Source organism: Kordiimonas sp., from assembly GCF_965216265.1.
Classification (GTDB): domain Bacteria; phylum Pseudomonadota; class Alphaproteobacteria; order Sphingomonadales; family Kordiimonadaceae; genus Kordiimonas.
This window is the reverse complement of the sequence record NZ_OZ244153.1, coordinates 3549829-3570322: the sequence shown is the minus strand read 5'-3', so window position 1 is coordinate 3570322 and position 20494 is coordinate 3549829. Positions and strand designations below refer to the sequence as shown.

Annotated in this window: 13 protein-coding genes; 5 read left to right on the top strand and 8 right to left on the bottom strand. The window is 56.3% G+C overall.

Features of this window, described 5'->3' with window-relative positions; genetic code table 11:
• Positions 1-119: 119 nt before the first annotated feature.
• The gene (locus tag ACOOGA_RS16360; RefSeq protein WP_417461247.1) at positions 120-2225 is read right to left on the bottom strand and encodes a TonB-dependent receptor; all 2106 of its coding nucleotides are present in this window, start codon (positions 2223-2225) and stop codon (positions 120-122) included.
• Positions 2226-2397: 172 nt separating this feature from the next.
• On the bottom strand, positions 2398-3411 hold the full coding sequence (locus ACOOGA_RS16355; RefSeq protein WP_417461248.1) for a right-handed parallel beta-helix repeat-containing protein: 1014 nt from the start codon (positions 3409-3411) through the stop codon (positions 2398-2400).
• Between the two features lie 208 nt (positions 3412-3619).
• Here ACOOGA_RS16355 and ACOOGA_RS16350 point away from each other — a divergent pair, with 208 nt between their 5' ends.
• The 4 genes from ACOOGA_RS16350 to ACOOGA_RS16335 all read left to right on the top strand — a co-directional run bounded on the left by ACOOGA_RS16350 (position 3620) and on the right by ACOOGA_RS16335 (position 8813).
• The gene (locus ACOOGA_RS16350) at positions 3620-4762 is read left to right on the top strand and encodes a serine hydrolase domain-containing protein (protein WP_417461249.1); all 1143 of its coding nucleotides are present in this window, start codon (positions 3620-3622) and stop codon (positions 4760-4762) included.
• Between the two features lie 56 nt (positions 4763-4818).
• Complete coding sequence (locus ACOOGA_RS16345) at positions 4819-6204, top strand: peptide MFS transporter (protein ID WP_417461250.1); 1386 nt, start codon at positions 4819-4821, stop codon at positions 6202-6204.
• 108 nt (positions 6205-6312) lie between these two features.
• The gene (locus ACOOGA_RS16340; RefSeq protein WP_417461251.1) at positions 6313-7284 is read left to right on the top strand and encodes a LysR substrate-binding domain-containing protein; all 972 of its coding nucleotides are present in this window, start codon (positions 6313-6315) and stop codon (positions 7282-7284) included.
• Between the two features lie 134 nt (positions 7285-7418).
• Positions 7419-8813 carry a P1 family peptidase gene (locus tag ACOOGA_RS16335; protein ID WP_417461252.1) on the top strand — a complete coding sequence of 465 codons (1395 nt, stop codon included), beginning with the start codon at positions 7419-7421 and terminating at the stop codon, positions 8811-8813.
• Between the two features lie 87 nt (positions 8814-8900).
• Here ACOOGA_RS16335 and ACOOGA_RS16330 read toward each other — a convergent pair whose 3' ends face one another.
• The 5 genes from ACOOGA_RS16330 to ACOOGA_RS16310 form a co-directional block, all read right to left on the bottom strand.
• Positions 8901-9536, bottom strand: a complete 636-nt coding sequence (locus tag ACOOGA_RS16330; protein WP_417461662.1) for a TetR/AcrR family transcriptional regulator — start codon at positions 9534-9536, stop codon at positions 8901-8903.
• Between the two features lie 122 nt (positions 9537-9658).
• Entirely contained in the window at positions 9659-11254 is a 1596-nt protein-coding gene (locus ACOOGA_RS16325) for an AMP-binding protein (protein WP_417461253.1), read from the bottom strand.
• Positions 11251-12909, bottom strand: a complete 1659-nt coding sequence (locus ACOOGA_RS16320) for a carboxylesterase/lipase family protein (RefSeq protein WP_417461254.1) — start codon at positions 12907-12909, stop codon at positions 11251-11253. The genes ACOOGA_RS16325 and ACOOGA_RS16320 overlap by 4 nt, the downstream gene beginning before the upstream one ends.
• A 124-nt stretch (positions 12910-13033) precedes the next feature.
• The gene (locus tag ACOOGA_RS16315; RefSeq protein ID WP_417461255.1) at positions 13034-15322 is read right to left on the bottom strand and encodes a TonB-dependent receptor; all 2289 of its coding nucleotides are present in this window, start codon (positions 15320-15322) and stop codon (positions 13034-13036) included.
• Positions 15323-15532: 210 nt separating this feature from the next.
• Positions 15533-17182: a carboxylesterase/lipase family protein gene (locus ACOOGA_RS16310; protein ID WP_417461256.1), complete on the bottom strand. Its 1650-nt coding sequence runs from the start codon at positions 17180-17182 to the stop codon at positions 15533-15535.
• 111 nt (positions 17183-17293) lie between these two features.
• Here ACOOGA_RS16310 and ACOOGA_RS16305 point away from each other — a divergent pair, with 111 nt between their 5' ends.
• Positions 17294-18628: a hypothetical protein gene (locus tag ACOOGA_RS16305; protein ID WP_417461257.1), complete on the top strand. Its 1335-nt coding sequence runs from the start codon at positions 17294-17296 to the stop codon at positions 18626-18628.
• A gap of 87 nt (positions 18629-18715) precedes the next feature.
• Here ACOOGA_RS16305 and ACOOGA_RS16300 read toward each other — a convergent pair whose 3' ends face one another.
• Positions 18716-20413 carry an MFS transporter gene (locus ACOOGA_RS16300; RefSeq protein ID WP_417461258.1) on the bottom strand — a complete coding sequence of 566 codons (1698 nt, stop codon included), beginning with the start codon at positions 20411-20413 and terminating at the stop codon, positions 18716-18718.
• Positions 20414-20494: the final 81 nt, after the last annotated feature.

The window sequence follows — 20494 nt, the reverse complement described above, 5'->3', positions numbered from 1 at the left end:
AAAAGCCGTGCCGCCACGATCAATACGGCTGGTGACACGGCTGAGACTCGAACCTTCCACCGCCCTATGCTCGGGTCTTGGGAGACAGGCACAAGGCGGTGGAACTTGGGGAGGGGTTCCTAGAAATCCAGGCCCATTTTGATACCGATGGTCCGTGGCCGGGTGCGGTTAGCATTGTTCCAGGCGTGGTACGGGTCGATATATTTGTTCTCGTTTGTCAGGTTCTTGGCATACAGCTCAACCGATACCGCGCCGCTGGTCAGGCCGATCCGCGCATCCAGAAGCCCGATTGTATCGGAAAACTGCGGTGTGTTTTCTGCCGGGAAGCTGGTGAGATCCACATAAGGCATCTTGGCACGGTGGCTATAATCAAGCCTCACATATCCCGGCATATCTGACGACCACTGGAAATCATACATTGCGCCCAGCGTGAAGCTATAGTCCGGCACATAATCGATAGGGTCACCCACCACGTTTGAGGTGTCTTCAGCATTGATCTCGGTTACTTCGGCATCAATGACCGTACCGGTTGCGCTGAAGGTGAGCGCGTCGGTTGCACGCCATGAAAGTGATGCCTCAAGGCCTTTCACTTCTGCTGCGCCAACGTTACTGACCAGTGACTGCAAGCCGAGGTCCACACCAAGGAAAACAAGGCCGCGACGCAGCATGTCGTCATATTTGGTGTAATAACCGGCGACATCGAAATAAACCGCGCCGTCAAGTGCCGCACCCTTCAGGCCCACCTCATAACTCCAGAGCGATTCTGGATCATAGGCCGGGTTGCCGCCTGTGTTGAACCCACCGCTCCTGAAGCCCTTGGCAACACTCGCATACATATTGAGGTCGTCTGTCAGGGCGTAGGAAAGATAGAAACGCGGGTTGATGGTGTCGAACTTGCCTTCTTCCGTTACCTGATTAGGCGCGAAGCCGTTGGTCTCGGACGCATTATCCTCGAAGTAACGTACCCCGGCGCCAAGCTCCAGTCGGTCCCAGCGGTAGGATGCATTCGCGAACAGCGCAAACGACTCTGATTTATTGCCGGAGAAATATTCCTGGTCGGTCACAACAAACCCGAAATAGTCATACTCGAAATGCGCTGTGAGCGACCGTTCCATATCTCGGTAGAAACCACCGACTGTCCACTGAAGCGGGCCGTCGCCGGTTGAGGCAAGGCGTACTTCCTGTGTGAACTGTTCACCCGGATTGAAGCGTTCATCGTTACCCTCATAACTGCCCAGATAAATCGTGTCTTCGCCGCCCCGGTAGGAAAACGGGTAGTTGTGTGTCTGGTCAACATAGGAAGAGGAGCTGATCAGCTCTGCAAAGCCCAAGTCATAAGTAAGCGTCAGGTTATAAAGCTCATAGTCCCAGAGCTTTGACATCTGCGCCTCAGCCGGGTCGATCGCCACAAAGATGGTGCGGTCAGGGTTTTCATAGCCCTGACCCAGCTCATATTCTGCGTGATAGGATACAAACGTAGCCAAAAAGCTCAGGTCTTCAGTTGGTTTCCAGAGCGCTTTCAGACGGAAATTTTGCAGCTCTTCATCGTTGCCGTTTTTGATGCCTGCTTCAGGATGATCCTGCCAGCCACCACCGGTTTTCACGGTGCCTGCAAGACGAAGGGCAAACTTGCCCTCAACCACTGGCACATTCACAACGCCGGTGAACTCAGCGCCCATGGAACCACTGTCTACCGTGCTGAGGTCAGCGGAGACATTGCCTTCAAAGGCGTCCAGCACCGGGTCGTTGGTGATGTAACGGATCGCACCCCCAACGGCACCCTGACCGTATAGCGTGCCCTGTGGGCCTTTCAACACCTCAATACGTGCAATATCCAGTGTGCGGGTTGGCAGCACATCATACCCAGTCAACACCATTGGCACTTCGTCTTGGTAGATGGATGTAAGCGAGCCGCCGCCATAGGCGTTCGCGATACCGCGCAGGAATATCTGGTAGCTGCCGGGGCCATCTTCACGCATGGTCAGGCCCGGTACAGCGAAAGACAGATCCTGAATGCTGTCGATGCCGCGCTCTTCAAGCTCAGTGCCGCTCATGGCGGTGATCGCCATTGGCACTTCAATCAGGCGCTGTTCCCGCTTCTGGGCGGTCACGACAATCTCTTCCAGCATGATATCTGTATCAGCGGCTTCCTGAGCCAGCGCGGGTGCCTGCATCAGTGCAATACATGACAAGGATGCAAGATAGTGAACTGCATATTTTTTCATTTTGGTTTCCCCTCCGAGATGGCTGGTAACAACCCCTGATCTTGCGGTTATTCCACCCGAGATTTCCTCACGCTTTTAAGTATGACCGCGCGCTTTCAACAAAACAGATGCCAATAGTGCAACAAACGGTGCCTCCGGCGCACCACAGCTGGTGCGCCTAGCACACTGGGTATTATTTCGCTGTGGTGCCCATCGCACCGGGCCGGGATTTCAGGCCCATGCCCTTTAGGGCAGAAGACGCCGCCCGCGGGAGATAGTCTGCATCCAGCCTAGGGTCAATATCCGTGACAACACCCTCACCCAACACCACCTTGGCGGTCTCACCGTCTGTAAAATAGGCGGCTTCGACATCACCAAACATCACGCTGTTCTCAATCTCGATCACACCGCCGGTGAGCGCGCGCATGCCGTATGGCGCGTTGCCCGCAATGATGCTGCCCCGCACCACAATATGGCCGGTGTCGGGCGCATAAATGCCGTCATCCAGGTTGCCAACAAACACACTGTTCTCGATCAAGGTTTCGGTGATGTCATAACCGCCGATGCCCGCTTCCTCACTGCCTGACACCAGTGAGTTCCTGAGCGTGAGCTTCGCGTTTTCCTCAAGCCAGATACCCATGTGGCTGTCTGTGATGCGGAGGCCGGTGACATCAAGCGTGCTGGCGCCCCGAATGGTGAGCGCCATCTTTTTCGTGCCGTGGATGCTGGTATTGGTCACCACGCCCCGGCTGTTGATAAAAAACAGGCCGTGGCCGTCATAGATATCGTCCGTATCGCTACCGGACTGATAGTTGCGGATGCTGATATTATTGAAGCTGACATCGCTACCCACAATCACAAACGCGTTGGAGGGTGTGCCGTCGCTGCCATCGAACACCGCACCCGGTGCAGCTTCGATATGCAGTTTCTTCTTATTGATCAGGATAGCGCCGCGAATACGCAGCGCCTCACCATCATCCGTGAAGGGCACATCGTGGGTTGCGCCGGGGCGATAAGTGCCCGCGCCAATTTTAATGGTGTCGCCCACCCCTGCTGCATCAACGGCAGCCTGCAAGCCCGCCATGCCTTTATATTCACACGCGGCGCTCGGTGTGTCTGCGCACACGCTTAATGTATCAGCCCGCGCTGGTGCGGCGGCAAAGGCCACAAGTGCTGCGGCAGGCAAAATACGAAATATCTGGTTCATGGCTGAAACTCCCCTGTTCAACATTCGGCGTCTGTGTCCGTTCACGAAGGCTAGCAGCGCCAATTCCTGCCAGAAGGTGCCAACGCCGATAAAGCTGGTGCGCCCCTCTCACCACCTTTAGCCTTATTCGCACCTACCGCTCCACCCTTGGCATGGGCTAGTTTCCATTGAAGTAGCGGGAGAGATCAGAAAAATGGGAAGGCCATATATGACAAACCTGACACCTAAAATCGGTTCAGCGCGGGATGCTTATTCCGGCAGACTGTTCCCGACTGTGCAGATTGAAACTTTCCGGAATATTGACCAGCTCTTCCCCGTGCGCACCGTCTCTCGCGGCGACACCCCTGTGAAGACCTTCAAAGATCGCCCGTTGCCGCTTGATGATATGACGATCGAGACCGACCAGGGTGACTATGACCTATACGACTATATCGCCCGCAATCGGGTCACGGCGCTTCTCGTGGCCAAGGATGAACGCATCGCACTTGAGCAGTACGAGTATGGCAACACAGACGCCACACGCTGGATGTCCATGTCCATGGCGAAATCCATCAGCACCACGCTGGTGGGCGCCGCGATTCATGACGGTTTTATCGGCAGCCTTGACGACCAACTCACCAAATATCTGCCTATCCTGAAAGGCGGCGCTTATGACGGCGTAACCGTGCGCCACCTGTTGCAAATGACATCAGGTGTGCATTGGGATGAAACCCACACAGACCCGAACTCGGAACGCCGCCATGTGCTAGAATTGCAGCTCGCGCAAAAAGCAGGCTCCATCCTTCAATATATGGCGAACCTCCCGCGCGTGGCAGAGCCCGGCACACATTGGAATTATTCCACCGGCGAAACCCATGTTGTGGGCGAACTGCTGTATGCCGCAACAGGCGAATATCTGTGTGACTATCTCTCGCGCAAGATATGGTCCCGCCTTGGCATGGAAGCGGACGCCACATGGTGGCTTGAAACACCAGACGGGCTGGAGGTGGCAGGCAGCGGGCTAAGCGCCACCCTGCGCGACTATGCCCGATTTGCCCATTTTGTGATGGACGATGGTGTGATTGACGGGGAACGCATTCTGCCCGAAGGCTGGGTCAAGGAAGCGGGTAGCGCCCGCGAGATTGGCGGCCAGCCGCTTGACTATGGCTTCATGTGGTGGCCCGTGCACCCCAGCCCAGGCACCAATTTTGAAAGCGGCTTCAGTGCACGTGGCATTTTTGGCCAATATATGTACATCAACCCGGCAGAAAAAATCGTGATTGTAGTGTGGAGCGCGCGGGCAAAACCCCTTGGCTCTGAAGCCATTCTCGACAACGACTTTTTCAATGCAGTGGTAAAAACAATCCGCTAAACCGGCAATCAGCGCCGCAACACATCAAAAACATAAAGTGGGAACAGGGGACAATAATGACAGACAAGGCTGAAACAGCGCCGATTTTCACGGCGGCAGCAAGCGGGAAAGACTTCATGGGCCACCCGCGCGGCCTTGCCTACATTGTGTTTACCGAAGCGTGGGAGCGCTTTTCCTTTTATGGCATGCAGGCGCTGCTGGTGCTTTATATGGCAGGTTATCTGCTGCAACCCGGCACCATTGAAACTGTAGTCGCCTTTGAGGGCTTCCGCTCGGGCATGGAATCTGTCTTTGGGCCGCTGTCCATCCAGGCGCTGGCCACGCAAATCTTTGGGCTTTATATCGGCCTTATTTACTTCATGCCCGTGCTGGGCGGTTGGCTGGGCGACCGTGTCATGGGCCAGCAAAAAGCGGTTCTTGCTGGTGCGGCCCTTATGGCGGTTGGCCATTTCCTGATGGCTTTCGAGGCCGCTTTCCTCTTTGCGCTTACCGCACTTATTTTTGGTGCGGGCCTTCTAAAAGGCAACCTTGCCGCGCAGGTCGGGCGGCTTTACGCCAAGACCGACCAGCGCCGGGACACGGCCTATACCCTTTATAGCATGGCCATCAATGTAGGGGCCGCCACCGCGCCGCTTATCTGCGGCACACTGGGCGAGCTTTATGGCTGGCACTATGGCTTTGGTGCGGCAGGCATTGGCATGCTGGTTGGTATGGTCATTTATGTGCGCGGGCGCGCTTACCTGCCGCCCGACACCGTGCGCGGGGACCACGCAAACCGCCCGAAGCTTGAGAAAGGCGATGGCCGCACCATCGCGGGCATTCTCGCACTTTTTATCATTGCCGCCCTTTTCTGGACAGCACAGAGCCAGGTCTGGAACACCTACCCACTATGGATCAAGGACCGCATCGACCGTGTGCTGTTTGACATGCAGGTGCCTGTCACATGGTTTCAAGCGCTCGATTCCGTGGCGGTGCTGGCACTGGCACCTCTTATCGTGTGGTATTGGCGCAAACAGCGAGGCCGCAAGGCAGAACCGGGCGACCTCAAGAAAGTCATCCTTGGTTGCAGCGCTTTTGCCGTCGCTTGTGTGTGGCTCGCGCTTGGGGAAGCCCTGTCAGGCGGTGATCAGCTTTCGCTTCTATGGCCCACGGTGTTCCACTTTGTTTGCGCGGTCGGCTTTCTTTATGTCGGGCCCATTATGCTGGCGCTGGTCTCCCGCGCAGCACCCGAGGCCGTGAACGCCATGATGGTAGGATCATACTATCTGTCGATTTTTGTTGGCGGGTTCGCAAGCGGTTGGCTTGGCCGTTTTTATGAACCACTTTCCGAAAGCACTTTTTGGCTCATGCACGCAGGTATTGTGGGCGCGGGGGCTGTGCTTGTGCTTATATTCTATGGCCCGTTCACCCGCATCCTGAAGCTGGATGAAAAGCACGTATAAACACGCACTAACGCTGGCGAACAGTGTATGGCATTTGCTTGACAGACGCCTGCAACACCACCAGCATACTGGTGGTGTTTGGTGTAACAGTTAACCCGGTCAGAGTTTATGAGCGCTGAAAAGCAGAAACAGCCCCCTATCCACACGAGTCTGCCGTCCCGTAAGGCGCTGCCGCCTTTTGAGGCATTGCGAGCGTTTGACGCTGTGGCGCGGCTTGGTGGCATCAGGAAAGCTGCACAAGGCCTTGAGCGCGACCATGCCGTGATCAGCCGCCATATCCGAACCATTGAGAGCTGGACCGGCGCCGTGCTGGTGGAACGCACACCCACGGGCATTGTGCTCACAGAACAGGGCCGCGAATACCACGAAAAAATCGCCCGTGCGATTGATGCGCTCGCGAACGCTACTCTTGATATGATGAAAAGCACCGACAACCAGCCGGTGCATATCTGGTGCATGCCCGGCCTGGCCTTCCATTGGCTGACCGGCAGGCTGGGGGCGTTTGAGGCAGCATACCCCGGTGTTGGCGTTGAAGTGCGCCCCACAGACACCAGCCCCGATCTTGTCGCCAACGAAGCAGACGTGGATATCCGCTTTGTGCCGCAGTATGGCGGCGCGTTTCAGACCCCACAGGGCATCAAGCGGCTCAAGCTGGCGGAATTACCCATCATTGGTGTTGCGAGCCCCGATTATTTGGCTGGCAGACCAGAGATTAATACCCCGCAAGACATGACCGAACACCAGCTTCTGCATGAGGAAGACACCCAGTTTTGGCAGGACTGGCTCTCCGCCTATGGCGTGAAGCCGGATACTGAGCTTTCAGGCCCGCTATTGTGGCAAGGGCATCTGACGATGGATGCTGCCCGGCATGGCCGCGGCATAGCGCTTGCTAACCACCTTGTTGCGGCGGCTGACCTCGCGGCAGGCAGGCTTGTGGAAGTGGGCGCAGGAAAACCCGCATTCAAAAGCAAAACACCCGGCGTATATTTCTTTATGGCCCGCGCGGACCGGTGGGAGCTGCCTTCCATCCGCCGTTTCCGCACCTGGCTGCACACAGCCATTACCAAAGAGCTGCCATAACCCATATAACCCTGCGCGGGTGCCGCTTGGTGCATAAGGCGCACCGGGTATGATGCCGCGCGCATCTTCCCGCTTGTATCGTCCGCGCTAATATTTACGCTTGAAGCGGAAATGAAACTCGGGAGCGCGGGACAATGAACCGGACAATTGGGAAAAAACTATCAACGAGTGTGGCGGCGGCGGCTCTGATGTTTGGTGCGGGCGCATTTGCATCCCAGGATGAGCTCGAGCCCGTGCTCAATGCCCCGTCTGACAAGACCCTGAGTTATGACTGGCCCATGCTCAAGGTTGGTACCGGCACCTATGAAGAAGGGCCAACCGGTGTCACCGTATTTCAGTTTGAGAAGAAAGCGCTTGTTGCCGTTGATGTGCGCGGGGGTGGCCCCGGCACGGTAAACGCCCCCTATATGGACCTCGGCTATAATTATGCGGAGCTTGATACCATCGTCTTCTCTGGCGGCTCTTGGTACGGGCTTGAGGCAGTTACCGCCGTTGCCACCGCGCTGAAGGATGACGGCATCAGAGACGGCAACGCCTTCAGCCTTGAACCCAACATTGCCATGTCTGTTGGGTCGATTATTTTTGATTTCGGTAGCCGAAGGCTGAACGAGATCTATCCTGATAAACGCCTGGCGCAAGCCGCCTTCCGTGCCGCAAAAACCGGTACCTTCCCCCTTGGCGCACATGGTGCCGGGCGTTTTGCCAAAAGTGGTGGCTTTTTTGGCTGCAACGCGTTCTCCGGCCAAGGCGGTGCCTACCGTGAGATCGACGGTGTCAAAATCGCTGCCTTCGTGATCGCCAACCCTTATGGCGCCATCACCAAACGCGACGGCAGCTTGGCCGCCTGTTATGAAGCTGAGGGCTGGCCTGAAGGCACCATCCGCACGCCAGACCTGATGCAAGGTTTCCCCGCAAGCCGTGAAACCGGAAAAGGTGTAGCTCAGGACGAAGCCGCCAGCAACAAAAACACCACTGTCAGCATGATTGTGACAAACCAGAAGATGGACCCGGCAGACCTCAAGCGTCTGGCCGTGCAGGTGCATACATCGATGGCGCGCGGTATCCAGCCCTTTGCCACCCAGTATGACGGTGACGTTCTGTACGCCGTTTCAACGGGTGAGCTTGAAGAACCCAGGTTTTATTCGCCCGATTTGGGTGTGATGGCTTCTGAAGTAATGTGGGATGCGCTCTTGGCTTCGGTGCCCGAGCAGCAGAAGGCCGCAACACCGGATGACGCAGTCACACACAGCGCAGCAGAGCTTGAGGCATTTGCGGGCGACTATCATTTCAGCCAGTTCGCCAGCCTGAATGTGAGTGCGGAAGGTGGCAAGCTGTTCGCGAAAGCCAGTGGCAAGCGCAAGGTATATGGCATTGAGCATGAACAGAAGACCGAGCTTAAACCCGTATCACAGGGCGAGTTCATGGCGCCGGGCCGATATCCGCTAACCCTGCGCTTCAGCGCAGGCGGTAATCTCATCATCAATCCCGGCCACTGGGAACAGACTGGCAAACGCCGCCCTCAGGACTGAGTCTTTAAACGACACTGATTCTATCCAGAAGTTTTCGGACATTTTAGTGTCGTTTTTCACAACGAGATTCGCAAGCAGAATGCCGGTTTAAGCTTTACGTTCTTCTTTGGCTTGTCTGCAAATGGTAAGGAAACCGCCCGCCATAAAGGCTGCCATGCGTTTTTTCACTGCTGCGAAATCCTCTGACCGGCAGATGCCACCCGAAAGCTTGTCGATCCGCCCGGTGCGGGCGAGCGTGAGCATGAGCGCGCCAGTGACAAAATGATAGCCCCAGAAGATGTCTTCGTCAGAGCAATCAGGCAGCGCCTTTTTTAGCAGCCCAATCAGGCGCAGCACCACGGGGTCGAAGTGCCGATCCATAGTTTCCGCGCCCCATTCCGGCGTGTTCGCAACCTGAGCACCAAGCGCCGCATAGTTGCGCCAGCCTTCACCGCCCTCGATGTACAGATCAAGGTCGGTATCAAGGAAAGCCCTGAGCGCACCCTCTACCGTGGGTTTGCCATTAGTCGCCTTTTCATATTCTTCCAGCATTTTCATGCGGCGTTCACTGGTAACAACCGCGCGCCGGGCAAAAACGGCATCAAACAGGGTTTTCTTGTCGTTAAAATAATAGTTCAGAAGCGTATGGTGTGCGCCAACACGCTTGGCCACATCCTTCAGGGTCACACCATACAAGCCGTGTTTGGAAAACAGGTATTCCGCCGCGTCCAGAATCTGTTCGATCTTTTCGGCGCGCTGCTGCTCCTTGACCTGTCTTTTGCCTGAAGTTTTTGTCGTTGCGGACACTCTATCGCCTTTCAATCCGTGATTCAGAACCTAGCCCCATGCTCTTATATAGGCCGTTATCAGTTTCCGCCATAATCCAGTCTTAGGCGCATTTTGTCTACTTTGCCGGTTGGTGCAAGCGGCATCTGCGCAAGCCGTACCACATCGTCCGGCACCCACCATGAGGCAACCCGACCAATCAGCGGCTTCAAAAGCTCTTCATCGCTGAGCGCCAGTGTGTCCCGCATCTCTACAAGAAGGACCGGGCGTTCCCCCCACTTTGGGTCCGCGCGACCAATTACCGCAGCGAAAGATACCTCAGGTATTGCACCAATCACAGCCTCGATTTCCGCCGGGTTGATCCATTCTCCGCCAGACTTGATCAGGTCCTTCGATCGGCCCGTAATCGTAAGGTTGCCCTTGTCGTCAATGCGGGCGAGATCCCCTGTGTCAAACCAACCGTTTTTGTCCACCGCGCTCTCGCTGTCTCCAAAATAGCGCGCTATCACCGCCGCGCCCTTAACACGCAGGTGCCCTTCTGTGTTGCGCTGTGCTGGCAGCGTTTTGCCAAACTCGTCCGTCAGTAAAAGGTCTACCCCAACGGCGGGCCTGCCAGAAAGGCTTGGCCGCCGCTCCGTATCATGGGGGGACGCAAAGGTGCCTGAAGGGGAAAGCTCGGTCATGCCCCAGCTGGTTTGCACAGCAACGCCAAGGCGGCGTTCAATGCGGTCCATCAGGGCGGGCGGCATTTGCGCACCGCCAACGATGATACGCTTGAGGGACGGCAACTCACCGCCAACCTTATCCAGATGGTCGGCAAGCCCTACCCACACGGTGGGCACCCCCACGGCTATGGTCACGTCTTCATCCCTGATCAGCCGGGCAAGGCTGGCACCGTCTGCCACACGGCCCGGCAACACAAGCTTCGCCCCCGCAGCAGGCGCCGCAAACGGCAAGCCCCAGGCGTTAGCATGAAACATGGGCACAACCGGCAGCACAACATCTGCGGCAGTAAGGCCGATAACATCCGCCTGCAAAAGCCTCAAGGTATGGAGGTAGCTGGACCGGTGAGTATAGGTAACCCCTTTGGGTGCCCCTGTCGTTCCGGATGTGAAACAAAGACCACACGGCGCGGTTTCATCAAAGTCACCCCACAGGGTGCTCACTTCACCGCCAACGCTACACGCCTCCTCAAGCCCATGAACGTTCAGGCTGTTCTTGCTGCTGCGCCACTGGCTTGCATCACCGTCAATGACGATCACATCCGCCACCAGCGGCGACAACGCACACACAGCTTTTGCGAGCGGTATGAGGTCTGCGCTCACGGCCAGAACCCGCGCCTCCGATTGCACCAGCATGGCGGCCAACTGCTCTGCGGTCAGCCGTGGGTTCAGGGTATGACACACGGCCCCCATGCCCATGGTGCCATACCAGACCTCAACATGAGACTGGCTGTTCCAGGCAAGCGTAGCTACATGCTGCCCTGCCTGCACGCCAAAGCTGGCCAGCAGGGCAGAGACCTGAAGCGCACGCGTGCGCAGCCCGGCATATCCGACACGGGTCGTCTCGCCGCTGATACAGGCGGTTACGACTTCGGTATTCGGGTGCCATTTGGCGGCATGGTCTAGAAACTTCTCAAGGGTCAGCGCAAAGGGCTGCATGGCGCCGTCGTTCATGGACACTCCGTACTCTTGGCTGGCAATGGAGGCGAGATGATGCCGATATTCCAGTTCCAGGAAACATCACCCTTGGCGCGCCGGCGGCACACCACTTCCTCATGCAATTCATACATACCGGGTAGAAGCTCATGCGCCGCGCGAGGCACATCGGCAAAATACATATAGGCTTCACCATTGGCATAAGGCTGCCATGCGGGGTGGTCTTCAGCGCGCGGAACACCGTCTCTGGTGAACGACGACCAATAGCCCATCATGCCGGATACGGTTTTAAGGTCAGCCGTATTTCCCGGCACCTTGGGCCACAGGGGCGCTGTCTTTTTCCAGGTACCAAAAACATAGGGCAGTTCACTGGCGTGGAAGGCATGCAGGCCCATTTCGTCTGCCGCCGGGTATCCGTGGTCGAAGATATAAAGATACGCAGGCACACCCAGCGCCGTTTGTTTGGCCACCAGCCGTTCCGCTGTCCAGCCGTACATGCCGTCCCGCGTTATGGCGAGCATGCTTTCTTCAAGGGCAGTGGCGGGATACTGCGCCAGAAAGGCATCTGCCAGTTCACCATAACCCGCGCGGATCGCGGCTTCATAAGCCTCCGCACTTTCCGGCTTGGGCGGCATCAGGAACCGGAGCGACCGGATCTCACCACTATTGAACCCGGCGATAATAGGGACCGGCGCCTGCTCGCCCCGGTCAAACACCTCAACTAGCTGGCGCGGCAGTATTTTACCGTCAATAACGCCAAAAGGTGCGTAACCGGTTTTGGGTGCCTCGATTGTCAGCACGTCCGCGTCCATCGCGCGCAAGTCTCCAAGGTTAGCTGCCCCCAGCTTGCCCATAAGCCACGCGCCAACCGCTTCGCCCGGTATCTGGCCAAACCTGTTTTCACGCAGCTCAGGCGTGGTGATCATATAGGCGCTTTGCGCCACGGCTTTATGAAACAGCCCCCGCGCAGGCGGCGATGCCATCAGATACATCACGCTCAACGCACCCGCAGACTCGCCCGCGATGGTGACATTGTCCGGGTCACCACCAAAAGCGGCGATATTGTCCCTCACCCACTCCAACGCCTTGATCTGGTCCAGTAGGCCATAGTTCCCTGAAATATTGTCATCTGTTTCTGCGCTCAGCTCTGGGTGCGCAAGATAGCCGAGAACACCAAGACGGTAGTTGATGGAGACAACAACCATGCCTTTCTCTGCAAGGCGCGCGCCGTCATACATGCCCAAGCTGCTGGCGCCGCTTCTAAGCGCGCCACCATGGATCCAGACAAAAACCCCCGCCTTCTCGGCGTCCTTCGGTGCCCAGATATTGAGATTGAGGCAATCTTCGCTCATGACACCAACGTCATCAGCATAAATGCTGCCTGTGGTCCGCACGGGCTGCAGGCAGGCGGGGCCAAAGTCCGTCGCCTCTTTCACTCCGTCCCATACGGGTGCGTCCGCCGGTGCCTTCCAGCGTGCGTCACCTATCGGCGGCGCTGCGTAGGGAATGCCTTTAAATACAGTCAGGTCACCACGGCTGTCACCACGGACAGCACCCGCAGGCGCCTCAACAACTGGGTCTGCGCCCAGCGTAGCAGTTGAAACGGTGAGCCCGGCGGCAAGGGCGACAGCCACACCTCGCACCAAGAGTTTAAATTTGATTTGCAGGGACATCTGTTCTGGTCTCCGGTCTGGTTTCCCAAGCGAGCGAGGCTGGCCCGACCCCGCGACAAATGCCACGAGGCCGGAACCAAAGGGGCTCCATGCGCGAGCCCGGTTTGAGGAAGCTTAGCGAATACTAGTATTCGTAGCTGAACCTCAGACCAATCGTGCGCGGCCGCAAAGTACCGTAGCGGCTCGCAATAAAGGCCTCTGGGTGAACATAGGTAATCGAATGATCGTCAAACAGGTTTTGCACATAGGCGACAAGAGACCAGGTGTCCTTCTCGTAGCCGACATGAACATTCACGTTCTCAAAACTTTCGGTGTAGTCATAGGTTGGCTGTTCGACGCCAGGCTGGCCAGCCACATACTGGAACAGACCAGGGAATGAACCCACGTGGGTGATGGTCGTGGACACATAACCCCGCGCGTCATCACCAATATCAAACGCATATTTGATGAGAGCAGACCCTTGGAAGTGCGGTGAGGCAAGTCGTGCACCCTGAACCGCGCCGGAAAACGCCGCTTCTTCAGGTGTAAGGTCAGTCACCTTCGCATCATTGAAGGAACCGTTCAGGCTCATGGTCAGCCCGTCAGCCGGGTTCATAAAGAACTCGAACTCGATACCTTTACTGCGGGCAGCACCAATATTGGTTGCAAACTGAACCGAGTCAGACACCCGGTTTGCCTGTACCTGGATGTTTTTCCAGTCAATGATGTAGGCCGCGAGGTTAGCGGTGAACTTGCCGTCCATCCACGACCCTTTGAGGCCAACTTCATAGTTGGTGAGCTTATCGGACGACGCACCATCAGGGATGATGATATCGGTCGGGTCATTCAAGCTTGCTGCACCGGCACGGGCGTTCACGATTGGTGTGCGGAAACCGGTTGAAATCGTGGCATAGGTAGTGATGTTATCTGCTGGCTTATAGGAAATACTACCCTTGTAAGCAAAGCGGCTCGCTGATGCCTCCTCACCCTCTGCCGCCAGAACCGGCGCAACAGCGAGTGGGCCGGAATATCCGGTAAGTGCCGCTGTCAGATAGTTACTTTGATACCCGCCGTCTTCCGTGATGGTCTGCACCTTGGTGCCACCATAACGCAGGCCACCGGTAACCCAGAGCTTGTCTGAAAAACGGTATGTCAATTCACCAAACCCGGCCAGTTCGTGGATATTGGTGTGGTTATAAAACTGCGTGTAGGTATCGTTCGGCAAACCGGTCAGACCACGGTCCGACAGGAACTCGTCAGACGCCCGATACGCAAAGTCAACATCACGACGTTTGTAGTAGTAGAAACCACCAATCACCCATTCCCAATTGCTGGTGTTGTCTGAAACAAGGCGAGCTTCCTCGACAAAAATCTTGTCATAAGCCGCTGCGTCCAGACGGAATGGAATGGTGAAGGCAAACGTGTTTGCGAGATCGACAAAGAACTGCTGATCAAAGTCGGAATAGGTGGTCGAGCTAGTGAAATGCGCCCCGTCGAATTGATAATCGACCGTTGCGTTATAGCTTGTAAGAACGCCAGTAAAAAGGTCAGGACGTTCTGAATAGCGTGTTTCACGGTCTTCACTGAGGTTCGGGTCAATAAGCGACGAATCCTCAGGGTAGCTATCCTCATGACTTGCCAGAAGCTTGACAGACAACCGGTCTGTTGGTTCCCACAACAGGATAGCGCGTCCGCCCCAATCTTTCAGCGAGTTGGAGTTTTCAACCCCTGTCCCGATGTTGTCGACATAGCCGTCCTCGTTCCGGTAAAAACCAACAACGCGCAGGCCCAGTTTGTCTTCAACAAGCGGCACGTTGACCATGCCGTTGTAGCGTTGACGAAGCGAATCAGAACCGGTCAGGCCATAGTCAACAAGCGCCGACATATCAAACTCGTCAAGGTCAGGCTTTTTGGTAAGGATGCGCATTGCACCAGCAAGCGAACCCGAACCAAAAAGCGTGCCCTGGGGACCGCGAAGAAATTCGACCCGTTCAACATCATAGAGGTTGGGGTCAAGGATCGTAGAGTTGCCGTTTGCAGAGATTGGCAGTTCATCAATATAGATGGCTACCGTGCTTTGCAGGTTGGCACCGTATCCGTTGGTGGCGATGCCGCGTGCGGTAAAGTTGTTGAAGTTTTGGGTAGGCTTGTTCATCACCACCCCTGGCGTCAGGTGGGCGATCCCCTCGTACCCAACAACACCTTCCTCAGACAATTTACCCTGCGTAAATGCAGTCACGCTGAGTGGTACGTCCTGCAGACGTGCGTTCCGCCGTGTAGCGGTAACGATAATTTCTTGCAGCTCAAGGTCGTTTCCCTTGGCTTTTGTTCCTTGCTGCTCATCTCCTTCCAGATCAGCAGCTTGACCGTAGGCAATGGTGGAGCCAGCGGTCACCGCGGCAGCGCATGCCGCAGCGAATAGAAAACCTTTCATATTTCCTCCCCTTCCCGTGCCGATCGGAAATGTCGACACCATGAGATCATGGCACGTCTTGATGAGTTCGTCAATATTCACTCTCACGCGTGTGAATAAACAAAAAAGGGAGAGAAATTGGCTGTTTTCTGCCACTCTGGCGTATACTGGCATACCTGAAGGTGCCTGACACCCGCTTGGCGGCCCATATTTTTCGCCCTGTGGTTGGTCTTATTGTGCCGCCTCGGCAGGGCCCGGTACCGGATTTGCCGTAAGGCCAACATTGATAAACCACTGCTGCCCGGCCGCCCGGCGGCGCGAAACCAGCTCTTCCTGCATTTCAAACATGCCCGGCACAGGATTTTGGGCGGCGGTAGGTTGTGCTGCGAACCGCATATAAGCCTCCCCCTCTGCATAAGGAAGCCAGGCATCATGCCCGGCGCTAGTGGGCTTGCCGTCCCGGGCGAAACCCACCCAGTATTCCATCATCGCGGCAGACAGGGCCTTATCGTCCGCGCCCATCGGTTTTGGCCAGTTGGTAGGCAGTTGGGCCCCCTCCCCCACCTGGCCAAAAACATACGGTAGCTCGCTAGCATGGAAGGCACACAGGCCACGGTCCTTCGATGCTTCATCGCAATGATCAAAAATATAGAGGTACGACGGCAGCCCTGCATCTGACTGGCTTTTCACCATGCGCTCCGACGCCCAGCCGTATATCGCGTCCCTGAGCGTCGCCAGCATGCTTTCCCGCATATCGGTTGCCGGATACACCTTCAGGAACGCAAGCGCCAGATCACCATACCGCTTGCTGATCTCTGCCTCATAGGCTTCGGCACTTTCCGGCACAGGTGGCAAAAACATAGCCTGTGACCGCACTTCACCACTGTTGAATCCAGCAAGCAGCGGCACCGGCGCCTGCGCACCTGCATCAAACACCTCCACCACCTGGCGAGGAAGCGACCAGCCATCAATAGTACCCTGCGCCCAAAAGCGTGCTTTCATGGAAGCATGAGCCAACTCAACAGCGTCCATGGCACGCAGGGCGCTAATGTCAGCGGCGCCAACCTTGTTCGCCAGCGTCAGCCCAAACTGTTCCGCTGACGGCAGGCCATATCCTGCCTCTTTGAGTTTCGGTACCGCACGAATGTTGGGGCTCTCTGCGATTGCCTTGTCAAACAACCCATTCGCAAGCGGGCTTGTAAGCAGATAGCTGACGCTAAGCGCTCCGGCAGATTCGCCCATTATGGTAACATTCCCGGCATCCCCTCCAAAAGCTGCGATATTGGCACGCACCCATTTAAGCGCCTCGATCTGATCGAGAAGGCCATAATTGCCGGAGGCGCCATGCAGTGATTCTGCGCTCAGCTCAGGGTGTGCAAGCCAGCCAAAAACACCAAGACGGTAATTGATGGAGACAAACACAATGCCACGTTTGGCAAAGGCGGCACCGTCATACATCGGGGCTGCACTGCTGCCACGCTGGAGCGCACCGCCGTAGATCCACACCATAACGGGGGCCTTCTCTGCCGTAACTGGTGCCCATACGTTCAGGGTCAGGCAATCCTCATCCATCACTTTGGGTTCATCAGCATAAAGGCTGGTGGCAGGCAATGGCGGCTGTACGCAGCTGGGGCCAAAACTCACAGCAGGATGTATGCCGCCCCACGATTTCGCTGGTTCCGGCGCTGTAAAACGGCGCTCACCAACTGGTGGCACAGCATAAGGGATGCCCTTGAAGATATTCAGGCCATCTTCACGGTGCCCCGCAAGCGCGCCCCCAGACACCGCAACGATTTGCCCATCCGCCATCGCCACCTTGAAAGGCGTGAGCGCGCACAGCAGCGCCATAAACCAAAGAGCCGGGTAGCGTAGCTTTGTCATATTATATTCTCCCCCACCCGGCGTGGTCCCTTGACGCTTGTCACACCGGCATCACATATATAAACTCACATGCGAGTTAATATCAATATTGCTGTGGGGAGGATCAAGGCAATGCGAGATACAACACGGCGCAATTTTATCTCAGGGGCGGCGCTTCTTCCACTTGCGGCTACCGCCGCACACGCTGCCACAGGTATAGCCCCACAGGCGACCACACCGGACACCGCGACACCCGACATCCCACAAATGCAGAAAGACCTGAGTAAATACATAGGCTTCGGCATAAAACAGGCAGGGAGTGAAGGCGACAACGCCTGCGGCGACTGGATGGCGTCAGAGCTGGAAAAACTGGGCTATGCCATTGAAAAACAGACCATGTCTGCCCCCTACTTCACGCCTGAGCGATGTGAACTGGTATCCGGCCACACACGCGCCACAGTGTGGCCACAGCCCATTGTGATTCCGACTGGTACACAAGGCGTTAGTGCCAGGCTCGTACGGGTGGATGCTGCGGGCCATGCTGATACCTCACTCGAAGAAGCCATTGCACTGATTGACCTGCCGTTCGGCAGGTGGTCTTCCATGTTATGGAAGGCTGTTCGCACCCCTTTGGAGGCTGCTTTTAGTGGTGGCGCCGCCGCCTGTGTGGTGGTCACCAACGGCCCTTCAGGGAAAGTTATCGCGCTCAACACCGATGGCCAGAAACCCATGTATGAGGGGCCCATAGCTCTGCTTGCTCCTGATGATGCAGCGCCATTTTTCAAGGCTGCGCTTGATGGCAAAGAAGCTACGCTGACCATGACCGGAGAGGGCGGCCGCAGGCCCGCTTTCAATTTCATCGCCCGTATGGACAGGAGCAAAAGCCGCTGGCTCGCGGTTTCAACCCCGCGGTCAGGCTGGTTTGGCTGCGCAGGCGAACGGGGGCCCGGCATCGCAGCATGGCTTAGCCTTGCGCGCTGGGCCAGTGCAAACGTTGACGATTATAACCTCGCCTTCATCTGCAACAGCGGGCACGAGTATGAGTATTTGGGCGCGGAAGAAGCCTTGCATGCCATCGCTCCCAAACCGGAAGAAACAGCCTTTTGGCTGCACTTGGGTGCCAATATCGCCGCGCGGGACTGGCACGACATTCTTGGCAAGCCGATGCCGCTGCCCAGCGCAGATTCCCAGCGCTTCCTGGTTACCAGCCCAAGCCTGCTTGCCAAAGCCCGGGCGCTTTTCAAAGGCCAGGTTGGGCTTGAGGCCCCCTATTCCAGCGAACAACTTTCAGCCGGTGAACTGACAAATGTTATAAACGCAGGCTATCCGCTGGTGGCCGGGGTGTTTGGCATTCACCGCTACCACCATGTGATTGAGGATGATGAACGCTGTGTACCAGCGGATAAGGTTGCTGAGGCAACGGTCGCATTCCGGCACTTGCTGGAGCATGCGCTCCGCACCGCCTGAACCAACCCTCGCACAAAAGAAGTGAACCAGTGAAAAGGGCCGGAGGAAATCTCCCCCGGCCCAAATTGTTTTATTACCAGCGCTGCCTTAGTCGTCGATATCGCGGCGGAAAGTTTCCGGCAGGAACAACAGCCCCACAACAAATGTCATGCCCGCAATAACCACCGGATACCAAAGCCCATAGTAGATATCGCCTGTGGCTGCCACCATGGCAAACGCTGCACTCGGCAGGAAACCACCAAACCAGCCGTTACCAATATGGTACGGCAGCGACATGGCCGTGTAACGGATACGTGCCTGAAACAACTCTACCAACAGGGCAGCCAGCGGTGCATAAGGTGCCGTCACCAATATCATCAGTCCCACAAGGATCAGCACCACCAGCGGTTTATTAACCTCATCCGGGTTGGCTTCATCAGGATATCCGGCCGCATCAAGGCCGGCTTTCACCTTGGCGCGAAAATCGAGGATCGCAGCCGCCTTGGCATCTGATGACAGCCCAACAGGGTTTGGTGCCGCAATGATGGCATCACCGATTATCACCTGCGCCGCACTGCCTTCCTCTGCTGCCATATTACGGTAGTTGATCCCGCTCGTGGCAAGGAAGGTTTTGGCAATATCGCAGCTTGTGGTGTCAAAGCTGTTGCTGCCAACCGGATCGAACTGCACAGAGCATTCATCATCATAGGCCAGCACCGTCACCGGTGAATTTTCAACCGCCATGGCCATGGCGGGGTTTGCCGCATAGGTCAACGCCTTGAAGGCCGGGAAGTATGAAATTGCCGCCAGCAAACATGCCGTCACAATGATGGGTTTACGGCCAATTTTGTCACTAAGCCATGCGAAGATCACAAAAAACGGTGTGCCTATGCCAAGCGCTATGGCGATCAACACATTGGCCGTGCCCGGGTCCACCTTCAGCACTTTGACAAGATAGAACAGCGTATAGAACTGGCCGGTGTAGCCAATCACCGCCTGCCCCGCGACCGCACCAAAAAGCGCAATCAGCGCAAACCTCAGGTTAACCCATTTGCCAAACGCTTCCTTGATCGGTGCCTTTGAAGTTCTACCCTCAGCCTTCATGCGTTGGAACACAGGGCTTTCAGATAACTGCATCCTGATCCAGAGCGAAATGGCCAACAGGAGTACCGAGACAAGGAACGGGATACGCCAGCCCCAATCGGCAAAAGCTTCTTCCCCGAGCAGGGAACGCAAGCCGATAACCAGAAGCAGGGAGACGATCAAACCAAGCGTCGCCGTTGTCTGAATAAAACTGGTATAAAGCCCGCGCTTGCCGTTGGGGGCATGTTCAGCCACATAGGTAGCGGCACCACCATACTCACCACCAACCGCCAGGCCTTGCAAAAGCCGAAGGCCAACAAGAATGATCGGCGCTGCGATACCAATGGTTTCATAACTTGGCAGCAACCCCACAGCAAAGGTGGACAATCCCATCAAACTCATGGTGACCAGAAACGTGTACTTACGCCCTACCAGGTCGCCAATACGGCCAAAAACCAGCGAGCCAAAAGGCCGCACGGCAAACCCCGCGGCAAACGCCGCAAGCGCCAGAATAAAAGCTGTTGTTTCATTCACGCCAGAGAAAAACTGGCTGGAAATATATGTCGCCAGCAGACCGTACAGATAAAAATCATACCACTCGAACATGGTGCCAAGCGATGACGCCACAATTACGAGCTTTTCGTTCTTTGTTGCTTTATGGTGTTTGGGCAGGGGCCCATCGCCATTAGCAGGATCTTCGCTTTTCTTCCCCAGAAGCGACATCCTTCCCTCCTCTCCCTGAATAACTCCCTATAGGGCTTAGCAGAACAAACATTCACTCACAAGAGTGTTAATGAAATTAGC